At 53.4% G+C, this 14,751-nt stretch carries 16 protein-coding genes; 4 read left to right on the plus strand and 12 right to left on the minus strand.

The window, feature by feature from the left end; translation table 11 throughout:
- Nucleotides 1–4 precede the first annotated feature (4 nt).
- Both EPD59_RS06075 and apaG read right to left on the minus strand, forming a co-directional pair.
- The gene (locus EPD59_RS06075) at nucleotides 5–835 is read right to left on the minus strand and encodes an O-methyltransferase (RefSeq protein ID WP_133272010.1); all 831 of its coding nucleotides are present in this window, start codon (nucleotides 833–835) and stop codon (nucleotides 5–7) included.
- Nucleotides 836–893: 58 nt separating this feature from the next.
- Nucleotides 894–1,280 (minus strand): Co2+/Mg2+ efflux protein ApaG, encoded by a 387-nt coding sequence (gene apaG / locus EPD59_RS06080; protein ID WP_133272011.1) that lies wholly within the window; start codon nucleotides 1,278–1,280, stop codon nucleotides 894–896.
- A 107-nt stretch (nucleotides 1,281–1,387) separates the two neighbouring features.
- On the opposite strand from apaG, the gene EPD59_RS06085 reads away from it, so the two are divergent.
- Complete coding sequence (locus EPD59_RS06085) at nucleotides 1,388–2,053, plus strand: uracil-DNA glycosylase (protein ID WP_133272012.1); 666 nt, start codon at nucleotides 1,388–1,390, stop codon at nucleotides 2,051–2,053.
- An 84-nt stretch (nucleotides 2,054–2,137) separates the two neighbouring features.
- Here the strand turns inward: EPD59_RS06085 and lepB are convergent, their stop codons facing one another.
- The 7 genes from lepB to EPD59_RS23540 all read right to left on the minus strand — a co-directional run bounded on the left by lepB (nucleotide 2,138) and on the right by EPD59_RS23540 (nucleotide 7,474).
- The gene (lepB, locus tag EPD59_RS06090; protein WP_133272013.1) at nucleotides 2,138–3,298 is read right to left on the minus strand and encodes a signal peptidase I; all 1,161 of its coding nucleotides are present in this window, start codon (nucleotides 3,296–3,298) and stop codon (nucleotides 2,138–2,140) included.
- Between the two features lie 149 nt (nucleotides 3,299–3,447).
- Nucleotides 3,448–4,167: a 4-hydroxy-tetrahydrodipicolinate reductase gene (dapB, locus tag EPD59_RS06095; protein ID WP_133272014.1), complete on the minus strand. Its 720-nt coding sequence runs from the start codon at nucleotides 4,165–4,167 to the stop codon at nucleotides 3,448–3,450.
- The gene (locus EPD59_RS06100; protein WP_133272015.1) at nucleotides 4,164–4,772 is read right to left on the minus strand and encodes a DUF5683 domain-containing protein; all 609 of its coding nucleotides are present in this window, start codon (nucleotides 4,770–4,772) and stop codon (nucleotides 4,164–4,166) included. Before EPD59_RS06100 ends, dapB begins: the two co-directional genes overlap by 4 nt.
- 55 nt (nucleotides 4,773–4,827) lie before the next feature.
- On the minus strand, nucleotides 4,828–5,775 hold the full coding sequence (locus EPD59_RS06105; RefSeq protein ID WP_133272016.1) for a ParB/RepB/Spo0J family partition protein: 948 nt from the start codon (nucleotides 5,773–5,775) through the stop codon (nucleotides 4,828–4,830).
- A gap of 170 nt (nucleotides 5,776–5,945) precedes the next feature.
- On the minus strand, nucleotides 5,946–6,752 hold the full coding sequence (locus EPD59_RS06110; RefSeq protein WP_133272017.1) for a ParA family protein: 807 nt from the start codon (nucleotides 6,750–6,752) through the stop codon (nucleotides 5,946–5,948).
- A gap of 99 nt (nucleotides 6,753–6,851) precedes the next feature.
- Nucleotides 6,852–7,226: an MBL fold metallo-hydrolase gene (locus tag EPD59_RS23535; protein ID WP_317128466.1), complete on the minus strand. Its 375-nt coding sequence runs from the start codon at nucleotides 7,224–7,226 to the stop codon at nucleotides 6,852–6,854.
- Between the two features lie 17 nt (nucleotides 7,227–7,243).
- Complete coding sequence (locus tag EPD59_RS23540) at nucleotides 7,244–7,474, minus strand: MBL fold metallo-hydrolase (RefSeq protein WP_317128467.1); 231 nt, start codon at nucleotides 7,472–7,474, stop codon at nucleotides 7,244–7,246.
- A 149-nt stretch (nucleotides 7,475–7,623) separates the two neighbouring features.
- Between EPD59_RS23540 and EPD59_RS06120 the strand changes: the two genes are divergently transcribed.
- On the plus strand, nucleotides 7,624–8,022 hold the full coding sequence (locus tag EPD59_RS06120; protein WP_133272018.1) for a hypothetical protein: 399 nt from the start codon (nucleotides 7,624–7,626) through the stop codon (nucleotides 8,020–8,022).
- The gene (locus EPD59_RS06125; protein ID WP_240731641.1) at nucleotides 8,007–9,290 is read left to right on the plus strand and encodes an ABC transporter substrate-binding protein; all 1,284 of its coding nucleotides are present in this window, start codon (nucleotides 8,007–8,009) and stop codon (nucleotides 9,288–9,290) included. The genes EPD59_RS06120 and EPD59_RS06125 overlap by 16 nt, the downstream gene beginning before the upstream one ends.
- Before the next feature lie 72 nt (nucleotides 9,291–9,362).
- On the opposite strand, the gene yidC (EPD59_RS22300) is transcribed toward EPD59_RS06125, so the two are convergent.
- The 3 genes from yidC (EPD59_RS22300) to EPD59_RS06135 all read right to left on the minus strand — a co-directional run bounded on the left by yidC (EPD59_RS22300) (nucleotide 9,363) and on the right by EPD59_RS06135 (nucleotide 13,113).
- Complete coding sequence (gene yidC / locus EPD59_RS22300) at nucleotides 9,363–10,337, minus strand: membrane protein insertase YidC (protein WP_317128522.1); 975 nt, start codon at nucleotides 10,335–10,337, stop codon at nucleotides 9,363–9,365.
- The gene (gene yidC, locus EPD59_RS22305; protein WP_240731642.1) at nucleotides 10,223–11,209 is read right to left on the minus strand and encodes a membrane protein insertase YidC; all 987 of its coding nucleotides are present in this window, start codon (nucleotides 11,207–11,209) and stop codon (nucleotides 10,223–10,225) included. The genes yidC (EPD59_RS22300) and yidC (EPD59_RS22305) overlap by 115 nt, the downstream gene beginning before the upstream one ends.
- Before the next feature lie 254 nt (nucleotides 11,210–11,463).
- Nucleotides 11,464–13,113: a CTP synthase gene (locus tag EPD59_RS06135; protein WP_133272020.1), complete on the minus strand. Its 1,650-nt coding sequence runs from the start codon at nucleotides 13,111–13,113 to the stop codon at nucleotides 11,464–11,466.
- A 259-nt stretch (nucleotides 13,114–13,372) separates the two neighbouring features.
- Here EPD59_RS06135 and EPD59_RS06140 point away from each other — a divergent pair, with 259 nt between their 5' ends.
- Nucleotides 13,373–14,749: a D-alanyl-D-alanine carboxypeptidase/D-alanyl-D-alanine-endopeptidase gene (locus tag EPD59_RS06140; RefSeq protein ID WP_133272021.1), complete on the plus strand. Its 1,377-nt coding sequence runs from the start codon at nucleotides 13,373–13,375 to the stop codon at nucleotides 14,747–14,749.
- The last annotated feature ends 2 nt before the right edge of the window (nucleotides 14,750–14,751 follow it).

Genomic DNA, 14,751 nt, shown 5'->3' on the forward strand with positions numbered 1-14,751 from the left:
TGGCTTACGCAGAAAAGCGGCGGGCTCGATCTAATAAATTGTCCAGCACATTATCGAAGCGAAGCGAGAAGTGCTGTTTCGGCTGATTTTTCCTGAAAAACACTAGCCCCATAAAAAACAGGTCTACGGTCAACATCACGTCTGGGTGCGCTTTGATAGTTTGCCAGGCACTCTCCATTTCCGCTGACCAATGAATATCGTCGAAGACGAACACGCTTTGATCGGTGCGGCGAGTTAGGCACTGCTCGAAGTAGCGTACCGTGGGCTCGTAGCGGTGGTTGCCGTCGAAAAAAACGAAGTCGACGGGTGTAGATAGGGCAGCTAAGGTAGGAGCAAGGGTAGCATCCAAGTTACCTTCGATAAGCTCCACATTACGTAGCCCCAAACTGCTGAATGTTTCGCGGGCCACAGCAGCGGTAGCTGGACAGCCCTCAAACGTAAGGACTCGGCTGTGGCTGTTTGGCGTAGCTAAGTAGGCAGTTGTGAGCCCCAACGACGTGCCTAGCTCCAGCACCGTACGCGGCTGAAAATGGTTAACCAACCGAAACAGAAGCTGCCCAAGCTGCCGCGACTTAGCGGCGGTACGCGCAATATCGCGTACGCGGCGCTGTCGGCCGGCGCCCGTATGAGAGCCAGCACCGAAGTCGGTTACGGTTATCGTTTGCTCACTGGCTTGCAATTCAGTGCGGCGGTGCTCCACAGCCTCATAGGGAGCAAAAAAGCCCGTGTGGCGAACCACATGGTTGTAGAGGGCAAAAACGAACGGGGAATGCAGTCCGTGTGCATTCCCCGAGCGGAGCAAAAATTGGATGTAACTGAATGCTTGGTAAAGCAAGTACTTGGGGTTGCGGGTTGAAAGAAGTGAGTTAGAAAGTGAAACCCACAGCTTGCCGCTAATTTAGGCGATATGGTACAACCAACGTGAATTCGGGAATCTCAACTGTGAATTCACGGCCATCGGCGAGGCGCTCCATCTGGTAGGTGCCCCGCATTTTGCCCAGACCGGTCTTAAGATTACAGCCCGATACGTATTGATGTGCCTCACTGGGCTCCAGTACGGGTTGCTGGCCTACCACACCTTCGCCCTCCACTTCGCGCACGACGCCGTTGGCATCATATATATACCAATGGCGACGGAGCAACTTTACTGTATACTCGCTGTTGTTGCGAATATCGATTTTATAAGCAAACACGTAGTGTTCCTGGCCGGGGCTGGAATAATCGGGTAAATAGTTGGTCGTAACACTTACGGTCACTCCCTGCGTAGTGGTAGTATTCATGGCGCCTGTGCGGTTCGGTGGATAACTAACAGCCGTTCTCGGAATTTGGTTTATCTACGCAAGCTATCCACAGAAAGGCTTGCCGAACCTGTAAAAAACTTTTCCCTATGTCCATAAAGATAGAAGAAAGCTGGCGCAAAGTACTACAAGACGAGTTCGAAAAGCCCTATTTTCAACATCTTACTGCCTTCGTCCGGGGCGAGTATGCCACGACTACTGTGTATCCGCCCGGGGGGCAAATTTTTCATGCTTTTGAGGCGTGCCCTTTCGATAAAACCAAAGTGGTGATTCTGGGCCAGGACCCCTACCATGGAAAAGGTCAGGCGCATGGTTTAGCGTTTTCGGTGGCGGAAGGAGTGCGCACCCCACCTTCCTTGCAAAACGTTTTTAAGGAGTTGCAGGCCGATTTACCCGAAACGCCGCCTGCCTCCAATGGCAACCTCGACCGCTGGGCCGAACAAGGCGTGCTTTTGCTTAACGCTACGCTTACTGTTCGGGCCGCAGAGCCCGGTTCGCACCAAAAAAAGGGCTGGGAGCAATTCACCGATACGGTTATTCAGCGCGTTTCGGAACAGAAAGAACACGTTGTATTTATCCTGTGGGGTGCCTATGCACAAAAGAAGGTGGAGCTAATCGACGAGAAGAAGCACTTGGTGCTTAAAGCTGCACACCCGTCGCCCTACGCCGCTGACCGTGGTTTTTTTGGCTCTCGACCTTTCAGCAAAACCAACGAATACCTGCGCCAGCATGGGCTAGAGCCAATTAAGTGGTAAAACAACGTTTAATATGTGAGCCATATAGCAAAAAAGCCCCCAGAATATCTCTGGGGGCTTTTTTGCTTCCAACTTGAAAGTGATTTAGTGAATCACGTCGAAGAGACGGTTCCAACGGATTTTGCTGAAGAAATCAGCATAAGGGTCAACTGAGAGCCATATCAGAACGGCTTTACCTACGATATGATCTTCGGGTACAAAGCCCCAGTAGCGTGAATCAAGCGAGTTGTGGCGGTTGTCGCCCATCATGAAGTAGTAATTCTGCTTAAACGTGTAGCTCGTAAGCGGCTTGCCATTCTGCGACAACACACCATTCGCATACGTCACGCCTTCATTACGCTCGTAGCGCATAATGATTTTTTGATAGATAGCCGTGTTCTGGGGCGTAAGCTCCACTGTCTGACCTTCTTTCGGGATTTGCAGCGGACCATAGTTGTCCCGATTCCAAGGGAACGCGGCCGTAGGAGTGCTGTGCGGGTAATCAGGATTGTTCGGGAAAACCTCCGATTCAGCTTGGCCGGGCTGCGCTACTTCTTCCACTACCCCTTTGATAAAGGGCTGCTGCTTGAAATAAGCCGCAATAGTGGACGTCGTATTGACCACGTAAGCAGGTCCCATGGCTGTCGTCTGCGCTTGAGGAACACCATTTGGCGTGTTGGAGTCGGTTACACCCAAATCCTGAAATACCTTATCACGCACGGGCTCAGCTACCTGTAAGTAGTAGCTGGATTGCATCTGCGGCGGGTTCGCCAGCGGCTGACCGTTGATAAACACTTGGGTCTTCTTTATTTCCAGTACATCACCGGCTACGGCTACGCAACGCTTGATATAGTTGGTGCGCAGGTCGGCGGGGTGTTCGCTTTCAAATGGAATATTAAAAACTACAACATCGCCCCGCGTTACTTCTGAAAAGCCAGGCAAGCGGTAGGAGGGAAGCTGGATAGCGTCGGAGTAGCTCTTAATGTTGGTGCCCCAGATGGTCTGGTGAGTAAGCGGCACCTGCAGAGGCGTTTGAGGCGTGCGTGGGCCGTAGTGCAGCTTGCTCACAAATAGATAATCGCCGACTAGTAAGGAGCTTTCCATGGAAGGCGTCGGGATGGTATACGCCTCAAAAGTGGCCCAGCGAATAAGCGAGGCCACCACCACAGCAAAGAGAATGGCGTCGCCCCACTCCCGCAAAAAGCCCTTCGGCTTTTTCGGTGCTGCTTCGGTAGTGGAGGTTTTCTCCCAGAATTTTACGGCCATAAATCAAGACGAAAACGGGCAGCACGCTGCCCAAGCAAAGCAAGGATACAATTGAATGATTAAATATCCGAATTAATGTAGGAATGTGCTTTGTAGAGGTCAGCCACTAGATAATTGGCTAATAACACACATCATAACAGGGTGCGTTCCTACAATCCGAGTAGCTCCTTCATCCCAAATACACCCTTGCGCCCCGGCAGCCATTCGGCAGCTAGCAGCGCTCCCTGAACAAAGCCATCCCGCGTATGTGCTTCGTGCTTCAACTCAATGGTATCGGCGGGTGAGGAATATGTAACAATGTGTGTACCAACTACCTGACCTGTGCGCTCCGAAAGTACAGCTAACTCTTCCGGAGCCGTAGTAGGTTCGTTGCGCCAGATGGTTTTGGTCGGAAAGTGACGAATGATAGACTCAGCGGCGGTAAGAGCTGTACCGCTGGGCTGATCTACCTTCTGAGTGTGGTGAATTTCGCGAACCTGCACATCGTAGCCCCCAAAGTAGTGCATTTTGGCGGCGATGTACTCATTGAAATGAAAGAACAAGTTCACGCCCACGCTGTAGTTGGAAGCGTAAAAAAGCCCCCCACCCATCTCCTTACATAGGTCGCGGGCTTCCTGAAAATGATGGAGCCAACCTGTAGAGCCACAAACCACTGGCAACCCTTGGCGCAGGGCAGCGCTCACATTAGCGAAGGCAGCATCAGGATGGGTGAACTCAATGGCCGCGTCAACGGTCGTAGCGTCAAAGTCGGAGATGCGTACACCGGGCCGCGAGGGATCCACGATACCAACAATCTGGTGGCCTCGGACAATAGCCTGGGCCTCAATGGCCTGGCCCATCTTGCCGTAGCCAATCAGCAGCAATTTCATTTCGTTGAGCGGGAAGTAGACTTCAAGTTTAAACTAAGGTTGATGCCGGCCGTGGGCTGCGCCGTGGGCATATAGAGCATCGTGGGCTCCCAGCGCAGGCTCAGATCGTCGCTGACGTCGAAGTCGCGTAAGTGGGCATCAACGAGGGCATCAACCACGCCTATGGCATACGCCACGGCGGAAAAGGCAATCCATTTGTCGCGGTTGCGGCGGTAGATAATTAACCCTCGATCTATCGTCGCATTGTCTTCAATGGTGCTGGAAAGAGGCCCAGTATCAATGGTCAACGGATCAGTATCGTTGCGGGCTATTTTGGCTTCCCGGAACTCTTTAAAGCGACTTTGATAGAAAAATTCCACCGTAAGCGCCGTGCCTAACACGCCGTACACAATGGGGAGCTTCCAGTACTTGCGGTTATAAATCTGGCCAGCACCAGGCACGAGCGCCGATAGCATGGCTGCTTTGGCTGGCCGCGTCAGGTGAAGTCCGAACAGCCTTTCGGTGCGCCGCGTGGTATCAGCTACCGCTGGCGTACTAACGCGGGTCGAATCGGGTCCAGTTGTTACCACTTGGGCTTGCGCCGACTGGGCTAGTGGAGCTCCCACTAAGCAAAATAAAAGCGCTGCTTTACAATACCCAGTCATCTGCCGTTGCTACGTACTAAGACGGTTGAAGAATATGGAGAATACGCTGCATATCCTCCACCGAGTCAAACGCAATTCTGATCTCGCCATTGCCCTGGGGGTTTGGCTTTACCTGTACCCGGCTGCCGAAGCGGTCGGATAGGTGACGCTCGGTACGGCGCAACTCGGCTACAGGAACCGGCTGGGGGGCATTTTCGGGCGCTTTCTGACCAGGCGTCGAGGCTGGAGCAGTAGTTGCGCCGCCACCACGCACAATCTGTTCTACACGACGCACCGACAGATCTTCGGCCACAATGCGACGATAGAGCATCAGCTGTTGCTCGGCATCCTCAATGTTGATAAGGGCACGGGCGTGGCCCATCGAAATTTCAGCGTCGCGCAGACCAATCTGAATGTCGGGGGGCAATTTTAGCAGCCGCAGATAGTTGGTTACCGTCGAGCGGTTCTTGCCTACCCGGTCGCCGAGTTCTTCCTGCTTTAAGCTACACTCACTCACCAGACGCTGGTAGCTAAGCGCAATTTCTATTGCGTTAAGATTCTCGCGCTGAATATTCTCAATCAGGGCCATTTCCAGCATCTGCTGGTCGTCGGCCTTGCGGATGTACGCCGGAATCGTATCCAAGCCCGCCAGCTTAGAAGCCTGCAAACGCCGTTCGCCGCTGATAAGCTGATAAGAATTGGTGCCTAGCTGACGGACAGTCACAGGCTGAATAATGCCCTGAATCCGAATAGACTCGGCCAATTCCTGCAATGCCTGCTGGTCGAAGTGAGTGCGAGGCTGATACGGGTTCGCCTCGATATGATTCACCGAAATGAAGCCTACCGAATTGACCGGATGCGGCACCAGCCGTTCACCTTTTTTCTCGTAGCTGCCTTCAATAAGGGCATTTAGCCCGCGACCCAAGCCGCCAATTTTGCGCTTCGGAACTGATGCGGGAGTTTTTTCTTCGTTCTTCTCTGACATACCTACTAACAGCCTAAGCCCAGTACCGGGCCAAAGCGGGATTCAAAAATACACAAACGCCGGGGAAGGACCGGAAATTTTACTCACTACTATCGTCATTGGCCTTAAACGAAAGCTGGCAGATGGAATACCACCTGCCAGCTTTCGTTTCTTTATCAAGAAGTCAGACGTTAAGCTGCTTCATCCTCAGCCGCTTCCGGGTCGGCCGCTACCGAGTTCTTCTCCACAATCTCGCGGGCTAAGTTTAGGTAACTGATAGAGCCTTTGCTATCGGCATCGTGCAGAATAACCGGGATACCGAAGCTTGGCGACTCGCTCAGCTTCACGTTGCGCGGAATAATCGTATCAAAAACTAACTGCTGGAAATGCAGCTTTACTTCTTCTACTACTTGGTTGGAGAGGCGCAGGCGCACATCGTACATAGTCAGCAGAATACCTTCGATTTCGAGCTCAGGATTGAGTCGACTCTGAATGATTTTGATGGTATTCAGCAATTTGCCCAAGCCTTCCAGCGCGAAGTATTCGCACTGAACCGGAATAATCACGGAATGAGCGGCCGTAAGGGCATTTACCGTAATCAAACCTAAGCTAGGCGAGCAGTCGATAATGATGAAATCATACTGATCGGCCAATGGCCGCAACGCCTCTTTCATTTTTTCCTCCCGATTAGGGAGGTTAATCATCTCTACTTCCGCTCCCACCAAATCGATGTGGGAAGGCATGAGGTCGAGGTGAGGCAAGATATTGGTTTGCAGAATGATATCCTGAGCATTGATGCCATCCACCATGCACTCATAGATGCTGTTCTGAATATCCTTGGGGTCGAAGCCAACACCGGAAGTAGCATTGGCTTGCGGGTCGGCATCTACTAGCAGAGTACGGTATTCCAAAGCTGCCAAGCTAGCCGCAAGGTTGATGGATGAGGTGGTCTTGCCCACTCCACCCTTCTGATTGGCTACCGCGATAATTTTTCCCATGTGGGTTTATTCTTACTTGTTTAATAGTTGACAGTTTAAGTAGTAAAAGGCTGAAGGCTGATATTATAAATCAATGATTCAGCTATTTAACTAATTAAATTACAACTCCATTGTCGATCCGATGGCCATCAACACTAATTCTTTTCCGGCTTGCGTGGCCTGTTCACGGGCCGCGTCATGGTCGATTTTAATAGGCGGGAAAGTGTCGTAATGCATGCCGATAAACTGACGAACTCCTACCCAGTTGGCTGCCTCAATTGCATCGTCAATGCCCATAGTGAAGTTATCACCAATAGGCAGAATAGCAAAATCCAACTCATGCCGCTCATTAATGAGCTTCATGTCGTAGGTAAGGGCGGTATCGCCGGCGAAGTAAAAGTTTTTCTCGGCGGTTTCAATCACAAAACCAGCTGCCAAACCTCCATAGGAGCCATCGGGCATGGAGCTGGAATGGGCGGCTGGAACTAACTTCACTGTGCCGAAGGGTAGCTTTAATTTGCCCCCAGATTCATTTTGTAGTTGGCTTTCAGGCCCTTTGCTTCAAACCAGCTTAGCACCTCAAACATGCCTACCAATTCGGCGCCTGTGCGCTTCCCAATTTCCTCGACATCGGCTACGTGGTCGCCGTGGCCGTGGCTGAGTAGGATAAAATCAGCCTCAATTTTCTCAACGTCAATATCCTTAGCCAACTCATTGGGGCGGATAAAAGGGTCGAAGAGCACCTTAGTGCCCCAGTCTCAGCCAAGAAGCAGGAGTGGCCGTAATAGGTCAGTTTCATAAATAAAGCGAAGCGGAAAGGAGCGGTCGGACGCCAATTTAGCGTTACACTTGCACCGAACTTAGCACAAATATACACTGTTTCGCCTTTCTCATGTTTCCGTTTTTGCGTCGTTTTGCTGGTTTTGCCTTCCCGTTGCTCACGGCATTAGCTAGCTGCGGTGGCCCAAGTGGCTCCACCGACGAGCGCCGCGTTTTTCGATATAACCAGCCGGAAGCGCTTACTTCTCTTGACCCTGCTTTTGCCCGCAACCAGGCGAATACTTGGGCCGTGACGCAGTTATATAATGGCTTGGTCGAACTCGACGACCAGTTGAAGCCCGGACCGGCAGTGGCTCGGCACTACGATATTTCGCCCGATGGTCGGCGGTACACGTTCACGCTGCGTCCTAACGTATTCTTCCACGACAGCGAGGTGTTTCCGGGGGCAAAGGCCGGCGCGTCACCGCTCAGGATTTTGTATACAGTTTTAAGCGTTTGCTCGACCCTGTGACGGCCAGCACTGGTGGCTGGATTTTTCGAGGGAAAGTGCTGGAAAACGCGGCGGGCGAGCCCTCGGATACGGCTTTTGTGGCCGTGAATGACAGCACCTTACGAATTCATCTGCAGGAGCCATTTATTCCCTTTCTGAGCATCCTGACCATGCCGTACGCCTATGTAGTGCCTCGTGAAGCGGTGCAGCGCTACGGCAAAGATTTCCGGGAGCACCCAGTGGGTACGGGCCCCTTTCTGTTTAAAGATTGGGACGAAGGCAATGCCATTGTGTATCATCGCAACCCGCATTATTGGCGCAAAGACGCGCAGGGGCGGGTGCTGCCGTATCTCGATGCCGTTCAGATATCTTTCATCCAGGACCGAAAAACGGAGTTCCTGACGTTTCAGCAGGGTAAGCTGGACTTTGTAAGCGGTATCCGAGCCGGCTCGCGCGACTTGATTCTGCACCCCGATGGTACTGTTCGTGAGGATTTTGAGGGAAAATTTCGCTTTGAGAAAGTACCGTATTTAAATACAGAATACCTGGGTATTCAGCAGGACCCCACTAATCTGCGGGGGGAGGGAGCCAATCCGGCGTTGCGCGATAAGCGGGTGCGGCAAGCTTTGAACTATGCGCTCAACAAGCCCGAACTCATTGCTTACTTCCTCAATAATGTGGGCCGGCCTGGCAACTCGGGGTTTGTGCCCGCCTCTTTACCGTCTTTCAGCGAAAAGCTGGTCCCTGGCTACACCTATCAACCCGAAAAGGCCCGTGAGCTATTAAAAGCTGCTGGATATGGTGCTGGCAAACCGTTGCGCCTGCGCTTGGGTACGGTGGCCGAAACAAAGGAAATAACCGAGTACCTCCAGAAGAAATGGGCTGAAGTAGGTGTGCAGGTGACCATCGATGTGAGTCAGGGGGCCGCGCATCAGGAGAACGTGGATAACGGCCGGGCAGCATTTTTTACCAAATCCTGGCTGGGCGATTACCCCGATGCAGAAAACTATCTGGCGTTGTTTTACAGCAAGAACTTCTCGCCGGCCGGCCCTAATAAAACGCACTTCAAAAGTGCCGCCTACGACCGTTTGTACGAGCAGGCCCAACTAGAGCAGGACACTGAAAAGCGCTATGATCTGTACCGCCAGATGGACCGTATTATTGTAGAGGAATGCCCGGTTATTCCCATGTATTATGATGAAGTAGTGCGGCTTACGCAGAATAACGTGCAAGGCCTGAAACCCAATCCGATGAACCAACTAGTGCTGGAGCGGGTCCGCAAACTATAACAGTACCTAGCAATACGAAGCATAAAAAAGCCCCCAGCGAGTCGCTGGGGGCTTTTTTATGAGGTAAAGACCTTACTTGGTTTTTGGTTTAGCGGGCCCTTGCTTGCGGGCTTCGGCTTCCCGCTCCTGGGCGGTTTTCATGGCTTCCGCGAGGCGGGCCTGGAAGCCGCCAGGCTTTTTATCCTTGTTCTTTACCTTGTTGGCTTCAAGCTGAGCCCGCAGCTTGGTCTCATCTACGAAGCGGCGCGTAAGCGCCTGCTGCCCGAAGGTAATGACGTTGGAAACGAAGTAATACCACGTGAGGCCGGCGGCAAAGCTGTTCAACACGAACAGGAAAATCAGCGGCATCAGGTAGCTGTAGAACTTCATCGGGCCCTGCATGGCGGTGTTGAGCTGATTGCTCTGCCACGTCATGAGCAGAGTAGAAGCAGTCATCAGTAGCGTGAACATACTGATGTGGCTGCCATAATACGGGATTTCGAAGGGCAGCTTAGCGAATACGTCGTAGCTACTCAAGTCTTTGGCCCACAAGAATGCCTCTTGCCGCAGCTCAATGGAGTTGGGGAAGAAGTTGAACATGGCAAACACAAGAGGCAGCGTCAGCAGCGTGGGTACGCAGCCACTGAGCGGGCTCACACCCATTGATGTGTAGAGCTTCATCGTCTCGCTCTGCACTTTAGCCTGGTCGTCGCCGTACTTTTCCTTAATCTCGTCTAGTTCCGGCTTCAATACCTTCATGCGCGCCTGCGACACGTAGGTTTTGTAAGTCAAAGGCCAAGTAACCAACTTGATAAGCAGTACTAGCAGCGCGATAATAATGCCGTAGCTGCTGATGAATTGCTCCAAGAAATGGAACACTGGAATCACAATGAAGCGGTTCATCCAGCGGAAAATGCCCCAGCCCAAGTACACGTTGCGGTCGAAACCGGGTGCTACTTCCTTGAGAATCTGGAAGGAATTTGGGCCGAAATAATACCGAAACTGGCCTTTGCCCCCAGCACATCGGCGGCGGGCACCGTGAGCGTGGTGCTCAGCGTTTTGATGAATTTGTTGGTAGAGTCCGTGGCAGCAGGCACATTGGAGTTGAACTTACCCGTGCTGAACTGGTTCTGGGCAATCAGGCCGGCCACGAAAAAGTCGTGCTTGTGCGCGGCCCACTTCACGGGCTCGTTAATGACGATTTCCTCGGGATCTTCGCTGGTTTCGGACAAGGAGCCTGGATCATCATTGGCTAAATAATGATTGATGGTCGTATGGTTGCGATTCTGAGCGCGGTCTTGCTCCGTCTGGCGCACACGGTCGAGGAAGGTGAGTGTCATCGGCTCTTGGGCAATAACATTGCCCAGGCCAGCAAAGCGCATCTCGTAGCCAACTTCGTAAGAATCATTGTAGAGCGTATATACTTGCTCAATTTGCCCCCCGGCCACGGCAGCCGTAAAAGTTAGGCGCTGGCCTTGGCGGTTGCCCTCTGTGACAGATTGCGCGGCGCTAGGCTGAAAGTACAGATCAGAGAAGCGCACCGTGCGGCCGTCGGTGGTACGAAAGCGAGTATCAATTTTGGCGCTTTCCTTATCCAGCAGGTCGAAAGGCTGCCCAAAGAAGGTCTTGTACTTATTGATGCGCACGGCTTGCACCTGGCCACCTTTGGTAGAAAAGGTAATGGTCAGGTCGTCGTTGGCAAGCTGCACATCTTGGGCTGTGCCCTGAGCCGCCGCAGCAAAATTACCCAGGGCCTGTGCCATCGCGGCAGAGTCGAGGGGAGCAGGCGTAGCGGTGGCAGCTTTGGCGGGAGCAGTACTAGCAGTAGCCGCCGGCTTTGCGGGGGCTTTTTCCGGCTCCGACTTCGGCGCGAAGAAAAACAAATAGATGAGGAGCAAGGCCGAAATCAAGAATAGGCCGGTTGCTGAGTTCTTGTCCATTGAAGGGTAAATAAATGCGTAGGTATTCGGTACTAAGAAAAGAGCTGGAAAAATGCGCCCAGCACGCTATTGTTGCCAGCGAAAATTCGGCAGCGCTGCTACAAAGGTCGGTAGTAGCAGCTTATTTTATGCAGAAGCAGAAAAATCGGGCGAGGTGGCAGGAAAATGGACCCGTTGTACAAGCAAGAGAGGAATCTGGCTGAGTAGTGAACATGAACTCAACCAAATTCCTCTCTATGTTAACAATCAATTAGTTACACCTCATTCTTGTGGTGCTGAATAGCGGCCCGCACGAAGCGTACAAATAGAGGATGAGGGTTCTCTACGGTGCTTTTCAACTCGGGGTGAAACTGCCCGGCCACGAACCACGGGTGGCCGTTCAGCTCTATCACTTCCACTAGACCCGTGCCGGGGTTAACGCCTGAAGCTATCATGCCTGCCGCCTCGAAGTCCTTCAGATACTCGTTGTTGAACTCGTAGCGGTGACGGTGACGCTCACTGATGTGGTTGCGGCCGTAGGCCTTGGCTGCTTTGGAGCCACGACGCAGGTCGCAGTCGTAAGCGCCCAGTCGCATGGTGCCACCTTTCTGCGTGATATTTTTTTGCTCCTCCATCATGGCAATGACGGGGGTGGGCGTCAAAGGGTCCATTTCGGTGGAGTTGGCGCTGTTCAGCTGCAATACGTGCCGGGCAAACTCTACCATGGCTACTTGCATTCCCAGACAGATACCGAAAAAGGGAATATTATTCTCGCGGACGTAGCGCACCGCGCATACTTTGCCTTCGAAGCCCCTTTCACCAAAGCCCGGTGCTACCAATACCCCATTTACACCCTGCAGCAATTGAGCAACGTTCTCGGGCGTAATATGCTCCGATTGGATACTACGCACCGTGACTTTGCACTCATTATGCGCCCCAGCGTGCACGAAGGACTCGTTGATGGACTTGTAGGCATCGGGTAGCTCCACGTATTTGCCCACCAGCGCAATGGTTACTTCCTCCGTAGGATTTTTGAGTCGGCCCAAAAAGTCTTTCCAAACTTCCAGATCGGGCTGCTGGGCACCGCCCGTCAGCCGCAGGCGTTTGATAACCCGCTCGTCGAGCTGCTCCTTGAGCATGAGCAGCGGCACAGAGTAGATGCTTTCCGCGTCGAGGCTTTCGATTACGGAGTTGATCTTGACGTTACAGAAAAGCGCAATTTTGCGGCGCATTTCCGGTGGAATAGGGTGCTCGGAGCGGCACACCAGAATGTCGGGCTGCAAGCCAGCTTCGCGTAGGTCGCGCACTGAGTGCTGCGTGGGCTTGGTTTTGAGCTCGCCAGCCGCCTTTAGGTAGGGGAGTAGCGTGAGGTGAATCACCAACGAGTCGTTGGGGGGCAATTCCCAACGTAGCTGGCGCACAGCCTCCACAAACGGCAAGCTTTCAATGTCGCCGATGCAGCCACCAATTTCGGTAATGATGATATCAAATTCATCGCCCTGACCCAGGAGCAGCATACGCCGCTTGATTTCGTCGGTGATATGGGGCACCACCTGCACGGTTTTGCCTAGGTAAGCGCCTTCGCGCTCCTTGCTAATCACGTGGTTGTAGATGCGGCCCGTGGTGACGTTGTTGGCCTGGGATGTAGGCGTGTTCAGAAACCGCTCGTAGTGGCCTAGGTCAAGGTCGGTTTCAGCCCCATCATCCGTCACGAAGCACTCGCCATGCTCATAAGGATTGAGCGTGCCGGGGTCGATATTGATGTAGGGATCGAACTTTTGGATGGTGACCCGGAAGCCGCGGGCTTGCAGGAGTTTGGCTAGGGAGGCGGAGATGATGCCTTTGCCCAGGGAGGAGGTGACTCCGCCGGTGACAAAGATGTACTTGGCCGTCGCAGTCGGAGAAGAGATATTTCGGTCTGGCATAACGGGAAACAAAGTTAGGCGGAATATCCGGGGCAGCGAAGCTTTCGGCCATCGAATCCCAACTTTAGCTTGCTTTGACCCCGGCAGCGCGGAGATTAGGCTGCCAACGGCGCAGTTGTTGCGGGTGCAGCTTCGGGCTCAACTGTGCCCAGCACAAATATTGCTGCCCACAGTAAGGGTCGTTGAGTAGTAAAAAAGCCCCCCAGCGCTTCCTTTCCGATATAATGCTGTGCAAATTGCATAGATAACTGCTTGCACCATGCCGTCTTTCCTGCGTTCACTGCCGTTTTTGTTTTTGTTGCTGTTTCCGCTGAGCGCCGCCGCGCCGCACTCTGGTATGGCCAGCGATGACGAAGAGGAGGAAATGAGCGCGAATCGGGGAAAAGGCCCCCGCTGGCTAAACAAGATGATTGCCGAGTCTCCGGTGCTACGCCAGCATCAGGTGGGAGTTTCTATTAGCGAGGTAGCGTCGGGCGAAAAGCTATATGAGCTCAACGCTGACCGCTATTTTACGCCGGCCAGCAATATGAAGCTATTCAGCTTCTACGCCGGTTTGCACTTGCTCGGCGACTCCCTGCCCAGCCTGCGCTACGTCGTGCGCGGCGACTCTCTGCTGTTCTGGGGTACCGGCGACCCCACGTTGCTCCACGGTGATGTGCCTTCGCGCAAGGCCTTTGATTTCCTGCAAAATCGCCCTGAAAAACTGGTTTACCGCGAAATCCCGATGGCTCAGGCAGCCTTTGGACCGGGCTGGAGCTGGGACGACTACAACTATTACTACCAGCCCGAGCGCTCGGCTTTTCCCGTGTATGGCAATGTTATTCGCTTCTATGCGGGCCCAAACCGGCGGCCCGCCGTGCGCCCACGCTTCTTCAATCCCGTTGTGAAGGAAGCACCGGCCGGGTTCCCGCACCCAGCCGATGACCACGTGCGCCGCGAGCTAACGGACAATCGCTTCGTGTACTTTACGTCGCCCAAAAAGTGGATAGACGAAACGCCGTTTCGCCCTAGCTCGCAGCTAGTCCTTCAACTGCTACAGGATACTCTGCGTCGGCCCGTGCTAAATGCCCCCTGGCGCCCTGTTCGGCCGCAAGAGGCGGTGCGTACCCTCGCTGGCTTGCCCGCTGATTCGTTGTATCGGCGGATGCTACAAGTCAGTGACAACCTGCTGGCCGAACAGCTGCTACTCATGTGCTCCGCGCGCCTGCGCTCCGATTCGCTGAGTACGCAAAGCGTTATTCGGGCCGTGCGCACGCAGTATTTGCAGGATTTGCCTGATGCTCCGCATTGGGTAGATGGCTCCGGCCTCTCGCGCAAGAACCTGATTACGCCCCGTACCTTATCAGCCTTGCTGCTCAAGCTGCACCAGGAAGTGCCGGAACCTCGGCTGCTGAGTTTGCTGGCGGCGGGTGGTGGCCACGGCACTCTGCGCCGCGTGTACCGCGATGCTGCCGGGCCGTGGTTTTGGGGCAAAACCGGTACGCTCAGCAACAACCACAATGTGTGCGGCTATCTAAAAACGCGCAAGGGTAAGCTATTGGCGGTCAGTTTCATGAATAATAACCACGTAGCTGAAACTACCGTCGTGCGCCACGAAATGGAGCGGGTGCTGAAAGAAGTGCGCGAGCGGATGTAGGG

The organism is Hymenobacter radiodurans (assembly GCF_004355185.1).
Classification (GTDB): Bacteria; Bacteroidota; Bacteroidia; order Cytophagales; family Hymenobacteraceae; genus Hymenobacter; species Hymenobacter radiodurans.